The organism is Actinomycetospora sp. (genome assembly GCF_036497585.1).
In the GTDB taxonomy this organism is placed as follows: Bacteria; Actinomycetota; Actinomycetes; order Mycobacteriales; family Pseudonocardiaceae; genus Actinomycetospora.
Genome location: NZ_DASXJD010000020.1, coordinates 38231 through 60392, shown reverse-complemented (window position 1 = coordinate 60392; position 22162 = coordinate 38231). Strand labels below are relative to the sequence as shown.

Genomic DNA, 22162 nt, shown 5'->3' with positions numbered 1-22162 from the left:
CGACGGCCGCGGTCACGACGCCCGGGCACGCTCGCGGATCTGCTCGGCGGACAGGTAGGCGTCGGCACCCTCGAAGTCCTCGACGGTGCCCTTGCGCCCGGACAGGAACCCGATGCGGATGAACTCGTCCCCGCCGAACAGGTGCAGCACCCAGTTCGCGATGACCCGCAGCCGCGTGCGCGTCAACGGCAGGGCGAACACGTGGTACCCGCGGGTCACCACCTGCGCGACGGGGCCCTTGAGCTCGAGGCCCAACGGGTGCGCCACGGCCTGCGAGCCGCCGAGGTCGACCACGAGGCCGAGGTCGTGGTGCTTGTACCGCCTCAGCGGCCCGCCGTGCAGCGAGGCCACGATGTTGTCGGCCGCCGTCGTCGCCATGCGGGTGGCGTGCTGCGCGGTCGGCGGGCAGATGGCCTCGGGGTCGTCCTGGGTGAGGTCGGGGACGGCCGCGCAGTCGCCGAGCGCGAAGACCGTGTCGTGCCCGGGGAGCCGGAGGTCCGCGCCGACCTTCAACCGCCCACGGACCAGGTCCTTCCCGAGGTTCTTCACCAGCGGGTTGGAGGTCACGCCCGCGGTCCAGACCAGGGTGCGCGTCGGCAGCGTGGTGCCGTCGGTGAAGGTCACGTCGGTGTCGGTGACCTCCTCGACCCCGGTCTCGAGCTTGATCTCGATCCCGCGACGGCGCAGCAGATCCAGCGCCTGCTCACCGAGGCGCTTCCCGAGCTCGGGCATGAGCCGCGGCGCGATGTCGACGAGGGTCCAGCGCACCAGCCCCGGGTCGAGGCGGGGGAAGCGCTTGAGCGCCGACTCGGTGAGCAGCTGCATGCAGGCCGCGGTCTCGGTGCCGGCGTAGCCGCCGCCGACCACGACGAACTGGAGACGCGCCGCGCGCTCCTCGTCGTCGGTCGAGGCGTTGGCCAGCTCGAGCTGGGAGATGACGTGGTCGCGCAGGTACGCCGCCTCGGCGAGGTTCTTCATGCCGAGCGCGTTCTCGTCGAGGCCCGGGATGTCGAACTTGCGGGTGACGCTGCCCGGCGCGAGCACGACCCGGTCGTAGGGCAGGTCCACGACCTCGCCGGAGATCTTGCGGACGATGACGACGGAGCGCTCCAGGTCCACCCCGATCACGGTCCCGGGCAGGCGGTGGGCGCGCTTCACCGCCCGCGGCAACGACACCGTGACGGCCTGGGTGGTGATCACCCCGGCCGCGACCTGCGGGAGCAGCGGCAGGTAGAGCATGTAGTCATTCGGGTTGACCGTGACGACCTCGACGTCGCCCCGATCGATCTCGGCGCGCAGCTTCTTCTCGAGACGCTTCACGCACTCCAGGCCGGCGAACCCCGCGCCGACCACGACGATCCGTTCCGCGGACATTCCCGGATCCTCCTCGTCACGCTGCCGACGTCACACCGGCGACGGGGTGTTGCCGGGGCTCCTGCGGCGCAAGATGCCCCTCGGCGTACGTGATGACACCCTCGCCTCGCCCCACGGCGCGGGTGTGCGCGGACTCACGGCGCCCGGGACGGTCCCACCCCACTGCCGGGAGGCTCTCGTGAGTGCCGTGCTGTTCACCGGGTTCCCCGGATTCCTCGGCTCGGCGCTCCTGCCGCGCACCCTGCGCCGGGACCCCGACGCCCGCGCCGTCGCGCTGGTGCAGCAGCGGTGGCTCGGCCGGGCGCGCGAGGCGCTCGGGCAGATCGAGCGCGACGACCCCGCGATCGCCGGGCGCACCGACCTCGTCGTCGGGGACATCACGACGCCGGGTCTCGGGCTCGACGACGCCGTGCGGGCCCGGCTGCTCGACGCGCCGCTGGAGATCTTCCACCTGGCCGCGGTGTACGACCTCTCGGTGGCCGCCGACATCGCCTGGCGCGTCAACGTCGACGGCACGCGCCACGTCGTGGAGCTCGCCCGCGCCGCCACCGACGGGGCCGGGCTGCGGCGGCTGCAGTACGTGAGCACCTGCTACGTCTCGGGGCGCTACGACGGCCTCTTCTTCGAGGACGACCTCGAGCTCGGCCAGCCGTTCGCGAACCACTACGACCACACCAAGCACGAGGCCGAACGCGTCGTCGCGAAGGCCCGGGACGCGGGCCTGCCGGTGACGATCTACCGGCCCTCGGTCGTGGTCGGCGACTCGGTCACCGGACGCACGCAGAAGTTCGACGGCCCCTACTACGTGCTCCAGCTGCTCCTGCGCCAGCGCGGCACCGCGCTGATGCCGCTACCGCGGGGCGCCGACCGGGTGGCGTTCAACCTGGTGCCCTCCGACTTCGTCGTCGACGGCATCGCGGCCCTGGCCGGGTACGACGCCGCGCTCGGCCGCACCGTCGCGCTCGCCCAGCCCGATCCGCCCACGGTGACGGGGATGTGCGAGGTGTTCGCGCAGCGCGCGGGCCGGCGGCTGCGCGTCGTGCCCACGCCCACCGGGCTGGCGGCGTTCGGCATCGACCACGTGCCCGGGGTCGGGCGGCTGTTCAAGGTCCCCTCGAGCACGCTCGAGTACCTCACCCACCCGACCCTCTACGACACGACGGCCACCACCGCCCTGCTCGCCGAGGTCGGGGTGAGCTGCCCGTCGTTCGACGAGCACGTCGGCCCGATGGTCGAGTTCTTCGCCGAGCACCCGGACGTCGGCAGCGCCGCGATGGTGTGAACCGGCCCCGGGTACCCTCGGCCCCGTGCCTGCGAGCGGGACACGGATCGCGCTGATCGACTCCGGGCTCGGCATGCTGCCCACCGCGGGATGGTTGCGCCACCTGCGTCCCGACGTGCACCTCGACCTCTTCCTGGACCCCGCCGGCATGCCGTGGGGGCCACGCGCGGGCGAGTGGATCGTCGAGCGGGTGCTCTGCGCGGCACGCCTGGCGGTCGCGCGCGGCGCCGACGCCGTCGTCGTCCCGTGCAACACCGCGAGCGTCACCGCCCTGGTGCCGCTGCGCGCGGAGCTGGAACCCGCGCGACCCGTCGTCGGGACGGTCCCCGCGGTCAAGCCGGCCGCGGCCGCCGGCGAGCCCTTCGGCATCTGGGCGACCGAGCGCACCAGCGCGAGCGCCTACCAGGCCGACCTCGTCGCGCTCTTCGCGACGCCGGGCCAGGCGACCGCCGTGCCGTGCGCGGGCCTGGCCGACGCCGTCGAGGCCGCCGACGTCGGCGCGGTCGCGGCCGCCGTCGGTGTCGGGGCGTCGCGCACCCCGCCCGGCGCCGGCGGGATCGTCCTCGGCTGCACCCACTACCCGCTGGTCTCCGACGCCATCGCGGCCGCGCTGCCCGGCGTGCGGCTCTACGACAGCTCGCGCGCCGTCGCGGGCCAGGCCCTCCGGCGGCTGGGCCTGCGCCCGGGCCCCGGCGCCGACCCGGCCGGCATCTCGGTGGTGCTCTCCGGTGACGAGGGCGACCTGCCGGCCACGGCGCGCGCCTACCCCGTCGGTGCCGCGCTCGCCGCGGCCGGGCCGGTCGACGCCGCACTGCTGCCACCGCCGGTGCGCGACGACGCGCTGGCCGAGGCCGGATGGTCCGTGCCCGGATCGTGATGTCCCCGGCGCTGTGAGGTTCCCGGACCTCTCTGGTGCGTCCCCCGTCCGAGGTCGTTGAATACGGAGCATGACCGAGGGTCGGGCCACCGCCGCCGTGCAGGACGACCACTCCGTGCGCGCCGAGACCGAGGAACGTCTCGTCGCCCGCTACCGCGAGCACGGCGTCGCTGCGGACACGGTGCGGGGCGCCGTCGCCGAGGCGTGGGACCGGCTGGCGGGGGCCCGCGTCCGGACCTTCCTGCCGATCCTCGTCGAACGCTCGGTGCGCCTGCGGCTCTCCGACGCCTGAGCCGACCCGGGCCGACCCACCCGGCACCCATGACCGCCTCCGTACGCTCGTCGGGGTGAGGCCTCCACGCGTGCTCGCCACCGCGGTCCTGCTCGTGGCGGCCCTGCTGCTCGCCGGGTGCGGCACCGTGGGCTCCGGCGCCACCGGCCGCACCCCCGGCGGCGCCTCCTCCGGGCCCACCGGCGACGGGGTGCTGTGGCGGTCGGGGACGGCGGCCGCGACCGTGCTCGCCACCTACCGCGACACGCCGTGGAACACCGAGGACGCCGACGACCCGAAGGCGGTCGACAGCCCGGACGTCCCGGGGCGCGCCGCGGTCGCCTACAGCGTGCCCGCCGGCGGCACCCGCTCGGAGCTCGAACCGGCCTACCGCAGCTTCCGCGAGGGCGACGACTCCTGGTTCGGGCTGGCGCTCTACCTGCCGTCGGACTTCCCGACGACGACCTCGGACTGGCAGGTGGTGGCGCAGTGGAAGAACTCCGGCGAGGGCAGTCCGCCGCTGTCGATCCAGGTGCACGGCGGCCGCTTCGTGCTCGAGGGCGGCGACGGCATCGGCAAGCACTGGGAGCGCGACCTCGGCGCCGCGACGCCGGGAGCGCGGACCGATCTGGTGCTGCACGTCCACTTCTCGTCCGACCCCGACTCCGGCACCGTCGACGTGCTCCAGGACGGCAACCAGGTCGTCTCGGGCTACCGGCCGCGCAGCGGGACGCTCTACCCCGGCGACCGCTCCTACCTCAAGACCGGCCTCTACCGGTCCTCGGACATCGACCAGGGCGGCACGGTCTACTACGACGACGTCGTCATCGCCTCCGACCGCAACGCGGCGTCCGCGCTGGCCAGCGCCTCCTAGACGCCTCCTAGACGCCTCCCGGCTCAGCGGGCCAGGAGGGCCTCGACCGCCAGCCAGATCCCGAGCGCGACGAAGAGGACGGCGGCGCCGATCCGCACCGCCCTCTCCGGGAGGCGGCGTTCTAGCAGGCGGCCCGCGAGGATCGCGAGCCCGTCGGCCACCACCATCCCGACGGTCGAGCCGGCCCAGACGCCGACGACGCCGCCCCAGCCCTGGTACTGCGTCGCCAGGGTGATCGTCGCGAGCATGGTCTTGTCCCCGAGCTCGGCGAGGAAGAACGCCACCGAGGCGGCGAGGACCGCCGAGCTCCCCTCGACCGGGGCGTTGGGAGCCACTCCCCTTCGCGTGATCGACATGAGCACGGGCGACGACGCGTTCGCCGCGACGTGGGCCACGCGACGACCCGCTCGCCGCGGCGTCACGGCGTGTCCCCGAGACGACATGCCGCCACCCGCTGGGGCGACCCTGCGCCGGGCACCGGATCACCGAGCACCCACGAACGGGGGCCCGACCGCGCTGGCTTCGTGAGCCAGCACACGTCAAGATCGGGCGCCACGGACTCGATCGGAGTAACCACGTCTCCGTCGACCGCCGAACGGGTAGTTCGTGCCCGACCCACGACGGAGTGGACGTCCGAGAGGAGGCGTGATGCCGGGTCCGACGACGCGTTCGGCGGCACGCACCGCCGCACCCGACGCACCCCCGACCTCCGCCGTCGACGGCCCACCCGCCGGGCCGATCACGATCGACGTGCGCACGCGGGTGTTCACCTGGATCACCGACCGGATGGGCGCCATTGCGATCAGCCGCATGAGCGCGGACGACCTCGCCCGGGCCCGCGGACGACGGCTGTCCCACAACGTCGTCACCTCGCGGGTGTTCGGCCCGATGCCCGTCGACGTGTCGCTGACCGATCTGCGGATCAGCACCGACGCCGGCCCGCTCACGGTGCGGCTCTACCGGCCCCATGGCCCGCTGGCCGGCGGGCACCGCGACGAGGACCGCCTGCCGATCGTGGTCAACTTCCACGGCGGCGGCGGCTCACTGGGCAACCTCGACCAGTCCGACTGGCTGTGCGCCCACGTGGCGGCCCGCGTCGGCGCCCTCGTCGTCTCCGTCGACTACCGGCTCGCCCCGGAGCACCCCTACCCCGCCGCGCGCGACGACGGGTACGCCGCGCTGTGCTGGGCGGTGCGCCACGCCGACGCCCTCGGGGGCCGCGCCGACCGGGTCGCCGTCATGGGCGACAGCGCCGGCGGCAACCTCGCGGCGGTGCTCTGCCTGCTCGCCCGCGAGGGCGGGCCCGCCATCGACGCCCAGGTGCTGCTCTACCCCGTCGTCGACCTCGGCTTCGCCGCGCCGTCGACGACGACCTTCGAGCGCGGGCCGATGCTCACCCGCGCCGACATGGACGTCTTCCGCGCGAACTACCTCGGCGCGGACGGCGACGCGAGCGACCCGTTCTGCTCCCCGCTGCTCGCCCCCGACCACCGCGACCTGCCCCCGGCGCTGGTCATCACCGCCGGGGTCGACCCGCTGCACGACGACGGGGTGGCCTACGCCGAGCGCCTGCGGGACGCGGGCGTCCCGACGCGGCACTCCGACCACGCCCGCGCCGTGCACGGGTTCATCTGCTTCCCCGGCGTGTGCCGGGCGGCCGGCGAGGCGCTCGACGAGATCTGCGACGAGCTCTCGACGCGGTTGGCCTGACGGCTCGTGCGTGCCTTTCCGTGCCCCGGCACGGAAAGACACGCACACTCACGCCGACATGAAGAGGCCGCCGTTGACCGAGTACACCTGGCCCGTGATGTAGGCGGAGTCCGGGTCGGCGAGGAACTCGACCACGCGCGCCACCTCGTCGGGCTGGCCGAGCCGCCCGACCGGGACCTGGGCCACGATCGCGTCGATCGCCTTCTGCGGCACCCCCGCCACCATGTCCGTCTCGATGTAGCCCGGGGCGACGCAGTTGGCCGTGACGCCCTTCTTCGCGCCCTCGGAGGCCAGCGACATGGTGAGACCGAACAGGCCGGACTTCGTCGCCGCGTAGTTCGCCTGGCCGGCGTTGCCGCGCTCACCGATCACCGAGGAGATCGAGACGATGCGCCCGCTCTGCCGCTCGCGCATGTGCTGGAAGACCAGGTGGGACATGTAGAACGTGCCGGAGAGGTTGACCTGGATGACCTTGTCCCAGTCCTCGACCTCCATCTTGTGGAGCATCTTGTCCGCCGTGATGCCGGCGTTGTTGACGAGGATGTCGATCCGGCCGTGCTGGTCGTAGACCTCCTGGACCACCCGCTCGCAGTCCTCGCGGGAGCCGATGTTGCCCTGGTGGATGGTCATCCCGGGGTACTTCTCCGCGAGCTCGGCGGCGGTGTCGCGGCCGCTGGAGTAGCCGACGGCGACCCTCGCGCCGCGGTTCGCGAGCCGCTCCGAGATCGCCTTGCCGATCCCCCGGGCGCCGCCCGTCACCACAGCCACCTGTCCGGTCATGTCCGCCATCGCCGGCCTCCTCGCTCGTCGTGTGTCCGCTGGTTTGCGACTCTCCGCGCGACCCAGCGTGCCCAGTGGTGGTCGGTGTCACACCCGTTGCGGCGACCCGCGACACATCCGTGACGGAATCCGTCCAGAAGGTCAGTGCGCGCCCCAGACGGGGCACCCTCGTTGCGAACGATGTCAAGCACACCTAGCGTTCGTCGAGCAGCCGGCGGCGTCGCCGGAGCCCGGTCCCGGGTTCCCGGAGCCCGCAGCGACCAGCTGCGCGAGGAGGCACCCATGACGGCCGAGGCACACGCCCCCCACCACGACGGCGGGCCGGACGAGGCACCCGACCACGACCTCGAGGGCGCGCCGGACGCGCCGACCCTGGACCCGGTCGACCCCGCGGCCTACCTGCGCTCGTTCCGGGGCGAGACGCTGCGCAAGGCGGCGACCGCCCTGGCCGAGGGCGGCGCCTACGTCAGCACGCGTGCGCTCGCCCAGGCGGCGACGCCGCACCGCACCGTGTGGGACGCCGCGCGCTGGTGGCGCCACGTCCTCGGCCGGCGCCGCCCGTCGTGGTCCACCGAGCACCGCGTCGTGTGGGAGACCCCGATCGCCCGGCTGCGCGACTTCAGCGCCGGCGCCACCGACGACGTCGTGCCCACCCTGGTGCTGCCGCCCCAGGCGGGCCACGACTCGTGCATCGTCGACTTCGCCCCGACGCAGTCGCAGATGCAGGTCATCCGGCAGGCCGGGCTCACCCGCGCGTTCACCCTCGACTGGGTCGGTGCCACGCAGGCGACCAAGGGGACGACGATCGAGGACTACATCGCGGTCGTCGACCGCGCGGTGGACTCCGCGACCGAGGGCACCGGCCACACCTCGGTGAACCTGGTGGGCGACTGCCAGGGCGGCTGGCTCTCCGCGATCTACGCGGCGCTGCACCCGGACCGGATCAACACCCTGACCCTCGCCGGGGCACCGATCGACTTCCACGCCGGTGACACCGCGATCGGCGCGTCGTCGCGGGTGCTGTCCCGCCGCTACGGGACGGCGCCCTACCGCGCGATGGTGGCCCTGGGGCGGGGCAACATGCCCGGGCAGTTCGTGCTCAACGGCTTCATCGCGATGAGCCCGGACTCCGAGATCGCCAAGCACGTCGACCTGCTGCGCCACCTCGACGACCCGGCGGCCATCGCGCGCTACCAGGCCTTCGAGGACTGGTTCAAGCACACCCAGGACGTGCCCGGCACCTTCTACCTCTGGCTCGTCGAGCACCTCTTCTCCGGCAACGAGCTGATCACCGGGGACCTCGTGGTCGGCGGCCGGCGCGTGGACCTCGGCGCGCTGGAGTGCCCGCTGTTCCTGCTCGGCGGGGCGACCGACCACATCACGCCGCCGGTGCAGGTGTTCCGCGCCGCGGACGCCGTGTCGACGCCGTCGGAGCGGGTCTGGACCCGGACCGCGCCCGGCGGGCACCTCGGGCTCTTCATGGGCAACCAGGCCCTGCGCGAGGAGTGGCCGCCGATCATGGCGGAGGTGGCGCGGTTCTCCGGGGCCGCCGCCGAGGGAGCGGCCTGACCCCGGATCTGAACCGATCCGCGTGACCCGTCCGCCGGGACGGGACCGGCCGCGAACCCTTCGGCCGACGACCTGCCGCGGGTAGGTTCGGACCCTGGTGCGTCCCCGGGACGCGCAGCGGGGTCCAGCCGCGGCCCGCCCATCGAGCACGGCCCGCCGTCGTGCCACGTTCGAGAAACCCGCACCGCCCAGGAGGAAGTCATGCCCGGCTCCGTCATCGTCTCCGGCGCACGCACGCCGATCGGCAAGCTCTCCGGCGCGTTCGCCGGGATGTCCGCCCAGCAGCTCGGCACCACCGCGATCACCAGGGCCCTCGAGCAGGCCGGTGTCGCCGCGGACCAGGTCGAGTACCTGATCATGGGTCAGGTCATCCAGGCCGGCTCCGGCCAGAACCCGGCGCGCAAGGCCGGGACCGACGCCGGGATCCCCATGTCGACCCCGTCGTTCACGCTCAACAAGGTCTGTCTGTCCGGCCTCGACGCGATCGCGCTCGCCGACCAGATGATCCAGGCCGGGGAGTACGACATCGTCGTCGCGGGCGGCATGGAGTCGATGTCCGAGGGGCCGTACCTGCTGCCCAAGGCCCGCCGCGGCTACAAGTACGGCTCGGGGACGATCCTCGACGCCACCGAGTACGACGCGCTGACCGACGTCTACGACCACGAGTCGATGGGCGCCTCCACCGAGCGCTTCTCGAAGGCGATCGGCCTCTCCCGCCAGGCGATGGACGAGTTCTCCGCCCTCTCGCACCAGCGGGCCGCCGACGCCGCCAAGAACGGCCGGTTCGACGCTGAGCTCGCCCCGGTGTCGGTGCCGCAGCGCAAGGGCGACCCGCTCGTCGTCACCGAGGACGAGGGCGTGCGCGGCGACACCACCGCCGAGGGCCTGGGCAAGCTGCGCCCGGCGTTCGACAAGGAGGGCGCCATCACGGCGGCGTCCTCGTCGCAGATCTCCGACGGTGCCGCGGCCGCGGTCGTCATGTCGGAGCAGAAGGCCAAGGAGCTCGGGCTCGAGGTCCTCGCCCGCATCGGCCACCACGGCTGGGTGGCCGGCCCGGACAACTCGCTGCTCTCGCAGCCCTCGCAGTCGATCCTCAAGGCGCTGGGCCGCGAGAACCTCGACCCCAAGCAGCTCGACCTCATCGAGATCAACGAGGCGTTCGCGGCGGTCGCGCTGCAGTCGATGAACGAGCTCGGGGTCGACTCCGACCTCGTCAACGTCGACGGCGGCGCCATCTCGCTGGGCCACCCGGTCGGTGCCTCCGGCGCCCGGATCGCGATCCACCTCGCCCACGAGCTCAAGCGCCGCGGCGGCGGCGTGGGCGCGGCCGGCCTGTGCGGCGGCGGCGGCCAGGGTTCGGCGCTCGTGCTGCACGTCTGAGCCCACCCCGGTCTCGAGCGAAGGGCCCCTTCGGTCGATAGAGCCGTCAAGGGGCGCCTCTCGCCGGAACCCGGCAGTCCGCCGGGATTTCGGCCGAGGGCGCCCACGGGCGGTCTATCCGACCGAAGGGGCCCTTCGTTCTGATCGGCCCGGAGCCGGGATCTTGTGGCCGCTGGGTTGCGTAGTGGCGTGGGCCACGTGGGAACCTGCGCATGGGTGCGTACAGCCGACACGTCTGGGAGGGCGAAGATGCCGCAGGAGGTCCGGGGCGTGGTGTCCCGGGAGAAGGGCAAGCCGGTCACGGTCGAGACGATCGTGATCCCCGACCCCGGGCCCGGTGAGGCCGTGGTCGCGGTCCAGGCCTGCGGGGTCTGCCACACCGATCTGCACTACCGCGAGGGGAACATCGAGGACGCCTACCCGTTCCTGCTCGGCCACGAGGCCGCGGGGAAGGTCGAGGCGCTCGGCGAGGGCGTCACCGGGCTCGAGGTCGGCGACTTCGTCGTCCTGAACTGGCGCGCCGTGTGCGGCGTCTGTCGGGCGTGCCGCAAGGGCAAGCACCACCTGTGCTTCGACACCCACAACGCTGCGCAGCCGATGACGCTCAAGGACACCGGCGAGGAGCTCAAGCCGGCGCTGGGCATCGGCGCGTTCGCGGAGAAGACGCTGGTCCACTCCGGGCAGTGCACCAAGGTCAACCCGGAGATCGACCCCGCGCAGGCCGGGCTCATCGGCTGCGGGGTCATGGCGGGCGCCGGTGCCGCGATCAACACCGGCAAGGTCGCGCGCGGCGAGACCGTGGCCGTGATCGGCTGCGGCGGCGTGGGTGACGCGGCGATCGCCGGCGCGGCCCTGGCCGGCGCGACGACGATCATCGCGGTCGACACCGAGGACCGGAAGCTGGAGTGGGCCAAGGGCTTCGGCGCCACCCACGGCATCAACGCGAAGAACACCGACCCGGTGCAGGGCATCCGCGACCTCACCGACGGCTTCGGCGCCGACGTCGTCGTCGACGCCGTGGGCATCCCGGCCACCTGGAAGCAGGCCTTCGAGGCCCGCGACCTCGCCGGCCGGCTGGTGCTGGTCGGCGTCCCGTCGCCGGACATGAAGCTCGAAGCCGACTTCCAGCCGTTCTTCTCCCACGGCGGGTCGCTGAGCTCGTCCTGGTACGGCGACTGCCTGCCCAGCCGGGACTTCCCGATGCTGGTCGACCTCGCGCTGCAGGGCCGGTTCCCGCTCGACAAGTTCGTCACCGAGCGGATCGCCCTCGACGGGGTCGAGCAGGCCTTCGACAAGATGCACCAGGGCGACGTCCTGCGTTCGGTGGTGGTCTTCTGATGGCCACGACCAGCGAGGGGCCGATCGAGAACGTCGTCACGTCGGGCAAGTTCGAGCTCGACGGCGGGTCGTGGGACGTCGACAACAACGTCTGGATCCTCGGGGACGCCGACGAGGTCGTCGTCATCGACGCCGCGCACGACGCCCAGGCGATCCGCAAGGCGGTGGGTGACCGCAACGTCACCGCGATCCTGTGCACCCACTCGCACAACGACCACGTCAACGCGGCGCCGGCGCTCTCGGACGCCCTCGACGCGCCGATCCTGCTGCACCCCGACGACCGCGTGGTCTGGGACCTCACCCACTCCGACCGGGAGCCCGACGGGCAGCTCGAGGACGGCGAGACGTTCACCATCGCCGGGATCGACCTGCAGCTGATCCACACCCCGGGCCACTCGCCCGGATCGGTCTGCTTCTACGCGCCCGACCTCGGCACTGTCTTCACCGGCGACACGCTGTTCAACGGCGGGCCGGGGGCGACCGGGCGGTCGTACTCCGACTACGGCGTCATCCTCGACTCGATCGCGGCGAAGCTGTTCACGCTGCCCGACGAGACGGTGGTGCGGACCGGGCACGGGGACGGCACCAAGATCGGGGACGAGGCGCCCCACCTCGAGGAGTGGAAGGCAGCCAAGGAATAGACGGTCCCGTGCCGGACGAGCGCTTCCCGGCCGACCCCTACCCCGGGGTCGCGCCGGGCCACTCGTTCGTCCATGTCGACGCGACCACCCGCCGCCTGTCCCCGGATCCCGGGGCGGCCGGCGGGTGGCGGGTCGACGGGACCGGGATCGACGCGTGGCTCGCTGCCCACGGCGCGCCGCCGCTGGCCGGGCGGGTCCCGGTGCTCGCCTTCGGATCCAACCGGTGCCCGTCCAAGATCAGCTGGTTGCGCCGCGAGCTCGGGCTCACCGGACCGGCCGTGGTGCTGCACACCGCCGTGGCCGGGGTCGCGGCGGTGTGGGCGGCGGGCTGGCGCGCCCGCGACGGGGCCCGCCCGGCGACGCTGGCGGTGGTGCCGGACGACGAGCCGCACGAGGTGCACGGGGTCTGGCTCGCGACCCCGGAGCAGGTGGCGGTCCTCGACGTCTGCGAGGGCCGTGGCCGCCGCTACGCCCTCGCCCGGGTGCACGCGGCCCGCGTGGTGTCGCTCGACGACGGCGTCAGGCTCGACCCCGTCCTCGCCTACTGGCCGGCCGACCCGATCCGGGCCCCGCTGCTCGTCGACGGCGCCCCGCTGCGCTGCCGCGACGTCGCGCAGGAGCAGGCGCGGGCGCTGGAGGGCGTGCCGGGGGAGGTCGCCGACAGCGCCGCGACCGTCGTGCCGACCGGCGCCCCCGATCCCCGCACCTGGCCGTCGCGGGTGTTCGTCTACGGCACCCTGCAGCCCGGGGCGTCCGCGTGGTGGCGGCTCGCGCCGGGCGCGCGGGACTGGTGGCCGGCCGTGACGGCGGGCCGGGTGCACGACACCGGCCGCGGTTACCCGGCGCTCGCCCGCGACGCCGCCGGGGTCGCGCGGGGCCACGTCGTCGAGCTCGCCGACCCGGCCCGGGACCTCCCCGCGCTCGACGCCTACGAGGGGCCGGGCTACCGCCGCGAGCGCATCGCGGTGTACCGGGCCGCGAACGCCGCGGAGCGCTCGGCGGCCGCCGCCGCGGTGACGGGGTCGGGGTCGTCGGGCCCGGTGCCGGAGCTCTGCTGGGCCTGGGTGTGGGACGGGCCGGTCGGCGACTGGCCGGCCGTGGACGGGTCCTGGCGGAGTTGACCCCTGCCCGCCGGCCCGGCCAGGGCGTGCCGCGGTCCGGTGGCCGACGCCGAGGCGGAGACCGTGATCGGGCCCGCGGTCGGCACCAGCACGATGTGCCCGTGTCCCGGACGGGGGTCGGTGACGCTGTCGTCGGCGGCCGGCTGAAGGTCTGCGGCGCGGCGGGGCGAGGGGACGACCCGTGCCGCCACCGTCCCGCGCCGGGGCACGCCCGCCACGCCGTCGCCGGCCGGCAGCGCCCGCCGGTGCCCCGTCGTCGCCCGGACCAGCAGCGCCACCCCGGCGACCAGCGCGATCACCGCGACCCCGAAGGCGACCATCGCGAGCAGCGGCGTGTGCAGCCGGGGCGCCTGGGACAGCGCGATCGGTGTGGCGGCGATCAGCAGTGCCACCGTGACCACGAGGACGACCAGCAGCCGCACCGCACCCCACCCCCAGCGCGCCCCGCCCGGCGCTCGGTCGGCCGGATCCCGGGGGATCCGACGATCTCGGCACATGCTGCTCTGTCCGGGCGCACCGGCGGAGCGCCCGTTCGGGGGCGGTCTCGTCCCGAACGAGTGGCTCCGCTCCTCATCGACATCGACGTCGCGGGGGCGGGATCGTGACGCGCGTGTGGGGGTGCGATGCGGATCAGCCGTGCGTCAGCGTCTCGCGGACCTCGGCCTTGAGCACCTTCCCCACGGTGGAGCGCGGCAGGTCGCCCCAGAGCAGCACCTCCTTGGGCGCCTTCACGCTCCCGATCCGCTCCTTGGCGAAGCGGATGAGCTCCTCGGGCTCCACGCTCGCCCCCGGCCGGACCTGGACCGCGGCGACCACCCGCTCGCCCCACTTCTCGTCGGGCAGCCCCACGACCGCGCAGTCGGCGACCGCCTCGTGGGCCATCAGCGCCTGCTCGACCTCGGCCGAGTACACGTTGAACCCGCCGGTGATGACCATGTCCTTGGCACGGTCGACGATGAAGAGCCACCCGTCCTCGTCGAGGTAGCCGACGTCGCCGGTGTGGTGCCACCCCTGGGCGGAGACCTCGGCGGTGGCCTCCGGATCGTCGTGGTACCCGGCCATGACCAGCGAGCTGCGCACGACGATCTCGCCGCGCTCGCCCTGCGCGAGCAGGCTGCCGTCCTCCCCCATGATGGCCACGGTGACCAGCGGCGACGGGCGTCCCGCCGACGCGAACCGCTCGGTGGCGAGGGTCCCGTCCGGGTGCCGGTGGTCCGCCGGGCTCATCGTCGAGATCATCATCGGGGCCTCGGACTGGCCGAAGAGCTGCGCCATCGGCCCGATCCGCTCGCAGGCCTGCTCGAGCCGCGCGGTGGACATGGGCGCGGCGCCGTACCAGAAGCACTGCAGCGAGCCCAGGTCCGTCGTCGCGAGGTCGGGGTGGTCGAGCACCATGTAGATCAGCGTCGGCGGCAGGAACGTGTGGGTCACGCGGTGCCGCTCGACCAGCGCGAGGAAGCGCCCGACGTCGGGCGCGGCCATCACGACGATCTCCCCGCCCTGGGCGAGGATCGGGAAGCAGAGCACCCCGGCGGCGTGGGTCAGCGGGGCGAGCGCGAGGTACACCGGCCGGCGCTCGAGCGGGTAGGCCATCAGCGTGACGGCGGTCATCGTCTCGAGGTTGCGGTCGGTGAGCTCGACGCCCTTCGGCCGGCCGGTGGTGCCGCCGGTGCCGACGAGCGCGACGAGCCCGTCGCCGTGGGCGCCGTCGTCGACCACCGGATCGTTGGCGGCGACCGCCAGCCACTCCGCGAACCCGACGGCGCCCTCGACCGCCGGCTCAGGATCGTCGAGACACACCAGCGTGGTGAGCGCGGGCAGCTGCGGGGCGATCTCGGCGACGAGTCCCGCGAACGTCGCCTGGAACACCAGCGCCACGCAGCCGAAGAGCGCCAGCAGCTCCCGGTTCTCCCCCGCCGCGTTGCGCGGGTTGATCGGTCACCACACCGCGCCCGCCCGGGAGATGCCGAACACGCATGCGAACGCCGTCGGGTCGTTGGCCGACAGGATCCCGACGGGGTCCCCGGGGCCCACGCCGGACCGGCGCAGCGCCCGGGCGACGTCGTGGGAGAGCGCGACGACCTCCGCGTAGCTGCGGGTCTCGCCGTCGAGGGTCAGGCAGGGGGCGTCGCCGCCGAGCGACGCCCCCTTGTCCAGGTAGGACGCGAGGGACATCGGGTCACATGCCCATGCCGCCGTCGACCGGCAGGCCGGCGCCGTTGACGAAACGGGAGGCGTCGGAGGCGAGGAAGACCACGGCGGCGGCGATGTCGGAGACCTCGCCGAGGCGGCCCGAGGGGGTCAGCTCGACGACGGCGCCGACCGCCTCCTCGGGGCTGCCGAACAGGCCCAGCCCGGCGGTCTCGACGGCGAGCTTCTGGCCCATCGCGGTGGGGATCAGGCCGGGGTACACGCAGTTGACCCGCACGCCGTAGCCGAGCTTGCCGGACTCCATGGCCGCGACGCGGGTGAGCCGGTCGACGCCGGACTTCGTCGCCGAGTAGGCGGCGATCGAGGGGAAGGCGATGGTCGCCGCGACCGAGGAGACGTTGATGACGGCGCCACCGTTGCCGGCCGGCCCGCCCGGGCGCATCGCGCGGAACGCGTGCTTGATCCCCAGCATCGTGCCGATGAGGTTGACCTCGAGCAGCCGCCGGACGTCGTCCGGGTCGGTGTCGACGAGCAGCTGGGTCACCTCGAGGCCCGCGTTGTTGATCACGACGTCGAGGCCGCCGAGCTCGCCGATCGCCTGCCCGATCGCCGCCTCCCACCCGGCGTCGTCGGTGACGTCGAGGGCGACGAAGCCGGCGCCGACGTCGGCCGCGGTCCGCTCGCCGAGGTCCTTCGCGACGTCGGCGATCATCACCGACGCGCCCGCCGCGGTCAGCGCGCGGGCCATGCCCTCGCCGAGTCCCTGCGCCCCGCCGGTCACCAGCATCCGACGTCCGGACAGATCGAACACGCCCACCCTCGCTCCTCCCCCGCCGGGCCGCGTGGTCCGGCACCCTGGTCGCTGCAGTGCGACGCGGGTCACAGTAGGGAGGTTCTTGGACAGTCGTCAAGAAATTCTCGGACGAGTGTCCAGGGATCGGGGTTAGCATCGTCGTCGTCGCGGCAGCTCTGGGGGACCACCACGTGACCAGCACCGATGCGGTCGGTCGCGCCGGACGCCGGCCGGCCGACAAGTTCGAGGACCGGCGGCGTCAGCTCGCGGACGCCGCCCTGCAGACGCTCGCCGCCCTCGGCTACGCCCGCACGAGCCTGCGCGAGATCGCGTCGCACTCCGACTTCAGCCACGGGGTGCTGCACTACTACTTCCGCGACAAGGTCGAGCTGATCACCTACTGCGTCCAACGGTTCAAGACGCAGTGCATCGAGCGCTACGACGCCGTCGCCACCCACGCGACGGCGGCCGACGCCCTGGCCCGGGACGCCGGGGACGGGCTCGCCGCGACGCTGGAGAGCGACGCCCCCATGCACCGGCTCTGGTACGACCTGCGGTCGCAGTCGATGTTCGAGGAGTCGTTCCGCCTCGACGTGGCCGAGATCGACGCCGGGCTCGAGCGCATGATCTGGCGCATCGTCACCACCTACGCCCATCTCGTGGGCCGCGAGCCGGCCTGCACGAGCGCCACCGCCTACGCGGCTTTCGACGGCCTCTTCCAGCAGGCCCTGATGCGCCACCTCGCGCGCGACCCGGCGGCGCTCGACGACCTCCGGGCGGGTACGCGGTCGCTGCTGGAGCGGTTGATCTAGGTGCCCTCCGGGCCCGTGAGCACTAATCCGTCCTATGGGGCGGATCAGTGGTCACGTGCGCGCAGCGCACCTACAGGGCCTGGAAGCGGTTGAGCGCCTCCTGGCGCTCGGCCTTGTGGTCGACCATCGGGGCCGGGTAGTCCGCCGGCGGGTTCTCGAGTTTCCAGGGCTCGTGGACCTTCTTGCCCTCGAGCCCCTCGACGTCGGCGAGCTCGGGCACCCAGCGCCGCACGTAGTCGCCCTGTGGGTCGAACCGCTCCCCCTGGGTCACGGGGTTGAACACCCGGAAGTACGGCGCCGCGTCGGTGCCGGAGCCCGCGGCCCACTGCCAGCCGTGCTGGTTGGACGAGAGCTCCCCGTCCACGAGCAGGTCCATGAAGTGCCTCGCGCCCCACCACCAGGGCAGGTGCAGGTCCTTGACCAGGAACGACGCGACGGCCATCCGCATCCGGTTGTGCATCCACGCCTCGCCGTGCAGCTGGCGCATCGCCGCGTCGATCGCCGGGAATCCGGTGCGGCCATCCTTCCAGCGCTCGAACTTCTCGTACGCCTGCTTGCCGGTGTCGAGCGTGATCCTGTCGAACTTCGGGTCGAAGTTCTCGCGGGCCGAGCGCGGGAAGTGCCAGAGCACGTGCGCGTAGAAGTCCCGGAAGCAGAGCTCGTTGCGATACGACGTGGCGCCCTGGCCGTTGCCGCGGGCCTCGGAGAGCAGGGTTCGCGGGTGCACGGTGCCGTACTTGAGGTGCACCGACATCCGGGAGGTGCCGGGCTTGTCCGGCCGGTTGCGGACGTCGTCGTAGTCGGTGAGGTGCTCGTCGACGAACGCCTCCCACTGCTCCCGGGCAGCCTTCTCCCCCGCCTCGGGCAGCTCGGCGTCGATCGCCTCGTCGTCGGGAATCTTCGCCGCGCGGGGGCCGCCGTCCCTGTCGGACGGGTCCATCCACCGCACCGTCTGCGCGTCGGTCTCGACGGGCTCGCTGCCGGCGATCCGCTTCGTCCACTCGCGGGAGAACGGCGTGAACACCTTGTACGGCTCGCCGTCGGACTTGGTGATCGAGCCGGGCTCGGTCAGCCACGGGGAGCCGGACCGGACGAGCTCGACGTCGCGCTCCCCCAGCGCCTTCTCGACGGCCTCGTCGCGCTTGCGCCCGTAGGGGTTGTAGTCGGCGGCGGTGTGGACGGTGGCGGCGCCCACCGCGCCGGCGATGCGCGGCACGACGTCCGCCGGGTCGCCCTTGACCACGAGCAGCTTCCCGCCGAGGGACTCGTCGAGCGCGCGCAGGCAGCGGTACAGGAACGTCCGACGGCGGGCGCCGGAGGGCTCGAGCAGCGCCGGGTCCAGCACGAACAGCGCCAGCGCGCGGTCGGCGCGGGCGGCGGCGTCGCGCAGGATCGGCTGGTCGTGGACGCGCAGGTCGCGGCGGAACCAGACGACCGCCGTCGAGTCGGACCATGGCATGCCCAGCAGGTACCCGGGCCCGCCGTCGTCACCCGCCCCGGAGTGAGCGAAGGTGCCCTCCGGTCGATTAGATCGACCGAAGGGCACCTTCGCTCAGATCACGGCAGAGCGGGCCCGTTCCGGCGAAGGGCGCCCCCGGCTCATCTACTCGAGCGGAGGTGCCCTTCGGTCAGAACCCCGGTGATCAGCTGCGCTGGTCCATCGGCACGAAGTCGCGCTCGGACGGGCCGGTGTAGACCTGGCGCGGGCGGCCGATGCGGGTGTCCGGGTCCTCGATCATCTCGCGCCAGTGGGCGATCCAGCCCGGGAGGCGCCCGATCGCGAACAGGACGGTGAACATCTCCGTCGGGAAGCCCATCGCCTGGTAGATCAGGCCGGTGTAGAAGTCGACGTTCGGGTAGAGCTTGCGCTCGACGAAGTAGTCGTCGTTGAGCGCGTAGTCCTCGAGCTTCATCGCGATGTCGAGCAGCTCGTCGCCGCCGCCGAGCTTCTCGATGATGCCGCGGGCGGTGTCGCGGACGATCGCCGCGCGTGGGTCGTAGTTCTTGTAGACCCGATGCCCGAAGCCCATGAGGCGGACGCCGGGCTCCTTGTTCTTGACCTTCGCGACGAAGTCGTCGGTGTTGCCGTCGGCGTCGCGGATGCCCTCGAGCATCGAGAGGACGGCCGCGTTGGCCCCGCCGTGCAGCGGGCCGAACAGGGCGTTGATGCCGGCCGAGATCGACGCGAACAGGTTGGCCTGCGACGAGCCGACCATGCGCACCGTCGAGGTCGAGCAGTTCTGCTCGTGGTCGGCGTGCAGGATGAACAGCATGTCCAGCGCGCGGGCGACCTCGGGGTCGACCTCGTAGGGCTCGGCCGGCAGGCCGAACGTCATGCGCAGGAAGTTCTCCACCAGGTTCAGGTTGTTGTCCGGGTAGAGGAACGGCTGGCCGATGGAGTTCTTGTAGGCGTAGGCCGCGATCGTCGGGACCTTCGCGAGCAGGCGCACCGTCGAGAGGTCGACGTTCGGCTCGTCGAACGGGTCGAGGCTGCGCTGGTAGAAGGTCGACAGCGCGGATACCGCCGAGGACAGCACCGGCATCGGGTGCGCGTCGACGGGGAAGCCGTCGAAGAACTTCTTGAGGTCCTCGTGCAGCATCGTGTGCCGCTGGATCTGCTGGGTGAAGTCCTCGAGCTGCTTCTGGTTGGGCAGCTCGTCGTAGATCAGCAGGTAGCTCGTCTCGACGAAGGTGGAGTTCTTCGCCAGCTGCTCGATGGGATAGCCGCGGTAGCGCAGGATCCCGGCGTCGCCGTCGATGTAGGTGATGTCGGAGCGACAGGACCCGGTGTTGACGAAGCCGGGGTCGAGCGTGATCAGGCCGGTCTCGCCGAGCATCTTGCCGAGCTGGACACCGGAGGCCCCCTCGGTGGCCTCGACGATCTCCATCGTGTGCTCCCCACCCGGGTAGGACAGGGTGGCGGTGCGCTTCTCGCCGTCGTCGGCCATCTCGTGCATCCCTCTTCACGCTTCTCGTGCGGGAGGGCTCTCGAAGCCGGGGAATCGACGCTGACCGGCCCGGGCGGGACGGTCGGTCACCCCGGGATCGGGAGCGGCGTCCCCCCGAGGCGAACTCCCGCGGGTGTGGGGCGTCGTACGCTGCGCGAACCGTAGCGCCCGGCGAGCGATCACCGCATCACGGAGTCCGGACCCCGACGGAGTGGTCCCGGTCACGGTTCAGCTGTGGGTGACGCCCTCCCCGGCGAGCTCGGCCCGCGTGGGCGGCTCGGCCCCCGCCCGCGACACCGTCCAGCTCGCCACCCGGGCCGCGAAGCCGAGCGCGGCCCGCCAGCCGTCGTCGTCGAGATCCACGACGCGGTCGCGGTCGAGCAGGTCGTGGGCCTGCAGGTGCGCGAGCAGCGCCGCGTGCACCGAGTCGCCGGCGCCGATGGTGTCGACGACGGGTCGCGAGGTGTCGGCGCCGACCGCCACCTCGCCGCGGCGGGTGTGCGCGACGAGGCCCTCGGTGCCGCGCGTCACGACGACGGCCGCCGCGCCCGCCGCGAGCAGGTCCGCCGGCGACCGCCTCCACCAGTGGGCGTCCTCGTCGGAGAGCTTGACCAGCCCGGCGCGGGCGGCGATCGCGTCGAGGCGGGCGCGCACCGCGTCGGGGTCGGGGACGAGGGCGGCGCGGATGTTGGGGTCGAGGCTCACGAAGATCCCGGCGTCGGCGGCCCGGCGGGCCAGCGCGGCGTAGACCGAGGCACCCGGCTCGAGCACCAGCGACAGCGTCCCGACGGCGAGCGCGGCCGTGTCCGCGGGCAGGTCACCGGGGTCGGCGACCAGGCGGTCCGCCGCCCCCGCGACGTGGAAGGAGTAGCGGGCGGCACCGGACCCGTCGAGCGTGACGACGGCGAGCGTCGAGGGCTCGTCGCCCCGCTGCACCAGGGCGTCGTCGACGTGGGAGTCGCGCAGCCGGTCGAGCAGGGCGTCGCCGAAGGCGTCGGTGGACAGACGGGTGAGCATCGTCGTGGGGATCCCGAGGCGCCCGAGCCCGATCGCGACGTTGTAGGGGCCGCCGCCCAGACGCGGCGCGAGCGGCGCCAGCGGGCGCTCCTCCCCGCTCGATGGTCCAGCTCCGCTCCGCTGCATGTCCACGGGCACCAGGTCGACCAGCGCCTCGCCCCCCACCACCACCCGCCCGGAGCTCACAACGCCTCCAGTCCCCACCGCACCGTCCACGTCGCCCCGGGCTGGAGGACGACGAGGTCGGTGCCCGAGTTCAAGGCGTCGGGCGGGCAGGTCATCGGCTCGACCGCGACCGCCTTCCCCGGCCGGCCGAACGGGCTGTCCGGGGTGAACGCCTGCACCCACGCCATGTTGCGATCGCCCCAGAGCCGGGTGCCGGTCCCATCGGGGGCGCGCAGCTCCGCGAGCACGCCCGCGACACCCGCGTTGACGCCGAAGCAGGTGTCGAGGTCGAGCTCGGCCACCGGTCGGCCGCGGCGCAGCGACTCGGCCGGGCTGACCTCGCGGGCCGGACCGGTGGGCACCAGGGAGTCGTCGACGTCGAGCACGGTGGCGGTGGCGACGGTGAGCGTGCAGTCGTCGGAGGGGTGGTCGCCGACGCGCAGGTAGGGGTGGGTGCCGACGCCGGCCGGGACGTCGCCGTCGCCGGTGTTGGTCACCGAGTGGGACACGGTGAGCGACCCGGGGTCGCCGTCCAGCCCGTAGGTGGTCTCCACGTGCAGCGGCTGCGGCCAGCCGTGCGCGTCCTCCTCGGCGCCCCCGGGCACGTCGACCGCCAGCGTGATCGCGGCGTCGTCGTGGGCCGTGACGCCCCATGGCCGGTGCCGCACCAGCCCGTGGATCGCGTGGCCCCGGGCGGGCTCGGTCACCTCGAGGTCGTGGGTCCGGCCGCGCCAGGTGAAGCGCGCCCCCGCCGTGCGGTTGGGCCAGGGCAGCAGCACGCAGCCCGCGCCCATCGGCGGGTGGGCGTCCTCGGCGAAGGTCTCGACGTGGTCGGTGCCGTCGACGACGAAGGCGCGCAACCCCGCGCCGATCTCGGTGACGACGGCGCGCGCGCGGCCGGAACGGATCTCGTGGTGCTGCCCCGTGGGCGCCATGAGCAGCGACCGTAGTCGTCGTCGATCGTCGACACCGCCCGGAGTGACCTTGTGCCACACCGCAACCCAGGATATGGAGTGCACCGACGTCGAACCGCTGGAGGATCCGTGCCCGGCTTCGCCG

General features: G+C 73.3%; 19 protein-coding genes and 1 pseudogene. 11 read left to right on the top strand and 9 right to left on the bottom strand.

What is annotated here, in order from left to right; genetic code table 11:
• Positions 1-12: 12 nt before the first annotated feature.
• A complete protein-coding gene (locus VGH76_RS02130; protein ID WP_331554953.1) occupies positions 13-1374 on the bottom strand; it encodes an NAD(P)/FAD-dependent oxidoreductase in 1362 nt (453 codons plus the stop codon).
• A gap of 178 nt (positions 1375-1552) precedes the next feature.
• Between VGH76_RS02130 and VGH76_RS02125 the strand changes: the two genes are divergently transcribed.
• The 4 genes from VGH76_RS02125 (at position 1553) to VGH76_RS02110 (ending at position 4678) form a co-directional block, all read left to right on the top strand.
• Complete coding sequence (locus VGH76_RS02125) at positions 1553-2656, top strand: SDR family oxidoreductase (RefSeq protein WP_331554952.1); 1104 nt, start codon at positions 1553-1555, stop codon at positions 2654-2656.
• Positions 2657-2681: 25 nt separating this feature from the next.
• Positions 2682-3533 (top strand): glutamate racemase, encoded by an 852-nt coding sequence (locus tag VGH76_RS02120; RefSeq protein ID WP_331554951.1) that lies wholly within the window; start codon positions 2682-2684, stop codon positions 3531-3533.
• A gap of 70 nt (positions 3534-3603) precedes the next feature.
• The gene (locus VGH76_RS02115) at positions 3604-3825 is read left to right on the top strand and encodes a three-helix bundle dimerization domain-containing protein (RefSeq protein WP_331554950.1); all 222 of its coding nucleotides are present in this window, start codon (positions 3604-3606) and stop codon (positions 3823-3825) included.
• Positions 3826-3880: 55 nt separating this feature from the next.
• Positions 3881-4678 carry a heparin lyase I family protein gene (locus tag VGH76_RS02110; protein ID WP_331554949.1) on the top strand — a complete coding sequence of 266 codons (798 nt, stop codon included), beginning with the start codon at positions 3881-3883 and terminating at the stop codon, positions 4676-4678.
• 23 nt (positions 4679-4701) lie between these two features.
• On the opposite strand, the gene VGH76_RS02105 is transcribed toward VGH76_RS02110, so the two are convergent.
• On the bottom strand, positions 4702-5100 hold the full coding sequence (locus tag VGH76_RS02105; protein ID WP_331554948.1) for a TMEM165/GDT1 family protein: 399 nt from the start codon (positions 5098-5100) through the stop codon (positions 4702-4704).
• Between the two features lie 226 nt (positions 5101-5326).
• Between VGH76_RS02105 and VGH76_RS02100 the strand changes: the two genes are divergently transcribed.
• Positions 5327-6388, top strand: coding sequence for an alpha/beta hydrolase (locus tag VGH76_RS02100; RefSeq protein WP_331554947.1), 1062 nt, complete (start codon positions 5327-5329; stop codon positions 6386-6388).
• A 48-nt stretch (positions 6389-6436) separates the two neighbouring features.
• On the opposite strand, the gene VGH76_RS02095 is transcribed toward VGH76_RS02100, so the two are convergent.
• Positions 6437-7177, bottom strand: a complete 741-nt coding sequence (locus VGH76_RS02095; protein ID WP_331554946.1) for a beta-ketoacyl-ACP reductase — start codon at positions 7175-7177, stop codon at positions 6437-6439.
• Positions 7178-7450: 273 nt separating this feature from the next.
• Between VGH76_RS02095 and VGH76_RS02090 the strand changes: the two genes are divergently transcribed.
• From VGH76_RS02090 to VGH76_RS02070, 5 genes are all read left to right on the top strand, one after another.
• Positions 7451-8737: an alpha/beta fold hydrolase gene (locus tag VGH76_RS02090; protein WP_331554945.1), complete on the top strand. Its 1287-nt coding sequence runs from the start codon at positions 7451-7453 to the stop codon at positions 8735-8737.
• A gap of 201 nt (positions 8738-8938) precedes the next feature.
• On the top strand, positions 8939-10117 hold the full coding sequence (locus VGH76_RS02085; protein WP_331554944.1) for an acetyl-CoA C-acetyltransferase: 1179 nt from the start codon (positions 8939-8941) through the stop codon (positions 10115-10117).
• A gap of 249 nt (positions 10118-10366) precedes the next feature.
• Positions 10367-11455, top strand: coding sequence for an S-(hydroxymethyl)mycothiol dehydrogenase (locus VGH76_RS02080; protein ID WP_331554943.1), 1089 nt, complete (start codon positions 10367-10369; stop codon positions 11453-11455).
• Positions 11455-12096 carry an MBL fold metallo-hydrolase gene (locus VGH76_RS02075; protein ID WP_331554942.1) on the top strand — a complete coding sequence of 214 codons (642 nt, stop codon included), beginning with the start codon at positions 11455-11457 and terminating at the stop codon, positions 12094-12096. Before VGH76_RS02080 ends, VGH76_RS02075 begins: the two co-directional genes overlap by 1 nt.
• A gap of 8 nt (positions 12097-12104) precedes the next feature.
• A complete protein-coding gene (locus VGH76_RS02070; protein WP_331554941.1) occupies positions 12105-13217 on the top strand; it encodes a gamma-glutamylcyclotransferase family protein in 1113 nt (370 codons plus the stop codon).
• Positions 13218-13847: 630 nt separating this feature from the next.
• Here the strand turns inward: VGH76_RS02070 and VGH76_RS02065 are convergent.
• Positions 13848-15392 (bottom strand): annotated as a pseudogene (locus tag VGH76_RS02065) (acyl-CoA synthetase).
• A 4-nt stretch (positions 15393-15396) separates the two neighbouring features.
• Positions 15397-16185 (bottom strand): SDR family NAD(P)-dependent oxidoreductase, encoded by a 789-nt coding sequence (locus VGH76_RS02060; protein ID WP_331554940.1) that lies wholly within the window; start codon positions 16183-16185, stop codon positions 15397-15399.
• Between the two features lie 167 nt (positions 16186-16352).
• On the opposite strand from VGH76_RS02060, the gene VGH76_RS02055 reads away from it, so the two are divergent.
• Positions 16353-16973 carry a helix-turn-helix domain-containing protein gene (locus VGH76_RS02055; RefSeq protein WP_331554939.1) on the top strand — a complete coding sequence of 207 codons (621 nt, stop codon included), beginning with the start codon at positions 16353-16355 and terminating at the stop codon, positions 16971-16973.
• Positions 16974-17043: 70 nt separating this feature from the next.
• Here the strand turns inward: VGH76_RS02055 and VGH76_RS02050 are convergent, their stop codons facing one another.
• The 4 genes from VGH76_RS02050 to VGH76_RS02035 form a co-directional block, all read right to left on the bottom strand.
• Complete coding sequence (locus VGH76_RS02050) at positions 17044-18432, bottom strand: deoxyribodipyrimidine photo-lyase (RefSeq protein ID WP_331554938.1); 1389 nt, start codon at positions 18430-18432, stop codon at positions 17044-17046.
• A gap of 184 nt (positions 18433-18616) precedes the next feature.
• On the bottom strand, positions 18617-19921 hold the full coding sequence (locus VGH76_RS02045) for a citrate synthase (RefSeq protein ID WP_331554937.1): 1305 nt from the start codon (positions 19919-19921) through the stop codon (positions 18617-18619).
• Between the two features lie 228 nt (positions 19922-20149).
• Positions 20150-21124 (bottom strand): carbohydrate kinase, encoded by a 975-nt coding sequence (locus VGH76_RS02040; protein ID WP_331554936.1) that lies wholly within the window; start codon positions 21122-21124, stop codon positions 20150-20152.
• Entirely contained in the window at positions 21121-22038 is a 918-nt protein-coding gene (locus VGH76_RS02035; RefSeq protein ID WP_331554935.1) for an aldose 1-epimerase family protein, read from the bottom strand. The genes VGH76_RS02040 and VGH76_RS02035 overlap by 4 nt, the downstream gene beginning before the upstream one ends.
• Positions 22039-22162: the final 124 nt, after the last annotated feature.

Bases quoted from the DNA above. Each gene is read 5' to 3' on its own strand.
- VGH76_RS02130 (WP_331554953.1), bottom strand. From the start codon at position 1,374: ATGTCCGCGGAACGGATCGTCGTGGTCGGCGCGGGGTTCGCCGGCCTG.
- VGH76_RS02115 (WP_331554950.1), top strand. From the start codon at position 3,604: ATGACCGAGGGTCGGGCCACCGCCGCCGTGCAGGACGACCACTCCGTG.
- VGH76_RS02100 (WP_331554947.1), top strand. From the start codon at position 5,327: ATGCCGGGTCCGACGACGCGTTCGGCGGCACGCACCGCCGCACCCGAC.
- VGH76_RS02095 (WP_331554946.1), bottom strand. From the start codon at position 7,177: ATGGCGGACATGACCGGACAGGTGGCTGTGGTGACGGGCGGCGCCCGG.
- VGH76_RS02090 (WP_331554945.1), top strand. From the start codon at position 7,451: ATGACGGCCGAGGCACACGCCCCCCACCACGACGGCGGGCCGGACGAG.
- VGH76_RS02085 (WP_331554944.1), top strand. From the start codon at position 8,939: ATGCCCGGCTCCGTCATCGTCTCCGGCGCACGCACGCCGATCGGCAAG.
- VGH76_RS02080 (WP_331554943.1), top strand. From the start codon at position 10,367: ATGCCGCAGGAGGTCCGGGGCGTGGTGTCCCGGGAGAAGGGCAAGCCG.
- VGH76_RS02075 (WP_331554942.1), top strand. From the start codon at position 11,455: ATGGCCACGACCAGCGAGGGGCCGATCGAGAACGTCGTCACGTCGGGC.
- VGH76_RS02050 (WP_331554938.1), bottom strand. From the start codon at position 18,432: ATGCCATGGTCCGACTCGACGGCGGTCGTCTGGTTCCGCCGCGACCTG.
- VGH76_RS02045 (WP_331554937.1), bottom strand. From the start codon at position 19,921: ATGGCCGACGACGGCGAGAAGCGCACCGCCACCCTGTCCTACCCGGGT.
- VGH76_RS02035 (WP_331554935.1), bottom strand. From the start codon at position 22,038: ATGGCGCCCACGGGGCAGCACCACGAGATCCGTTCCGGCCGCGCGCGC.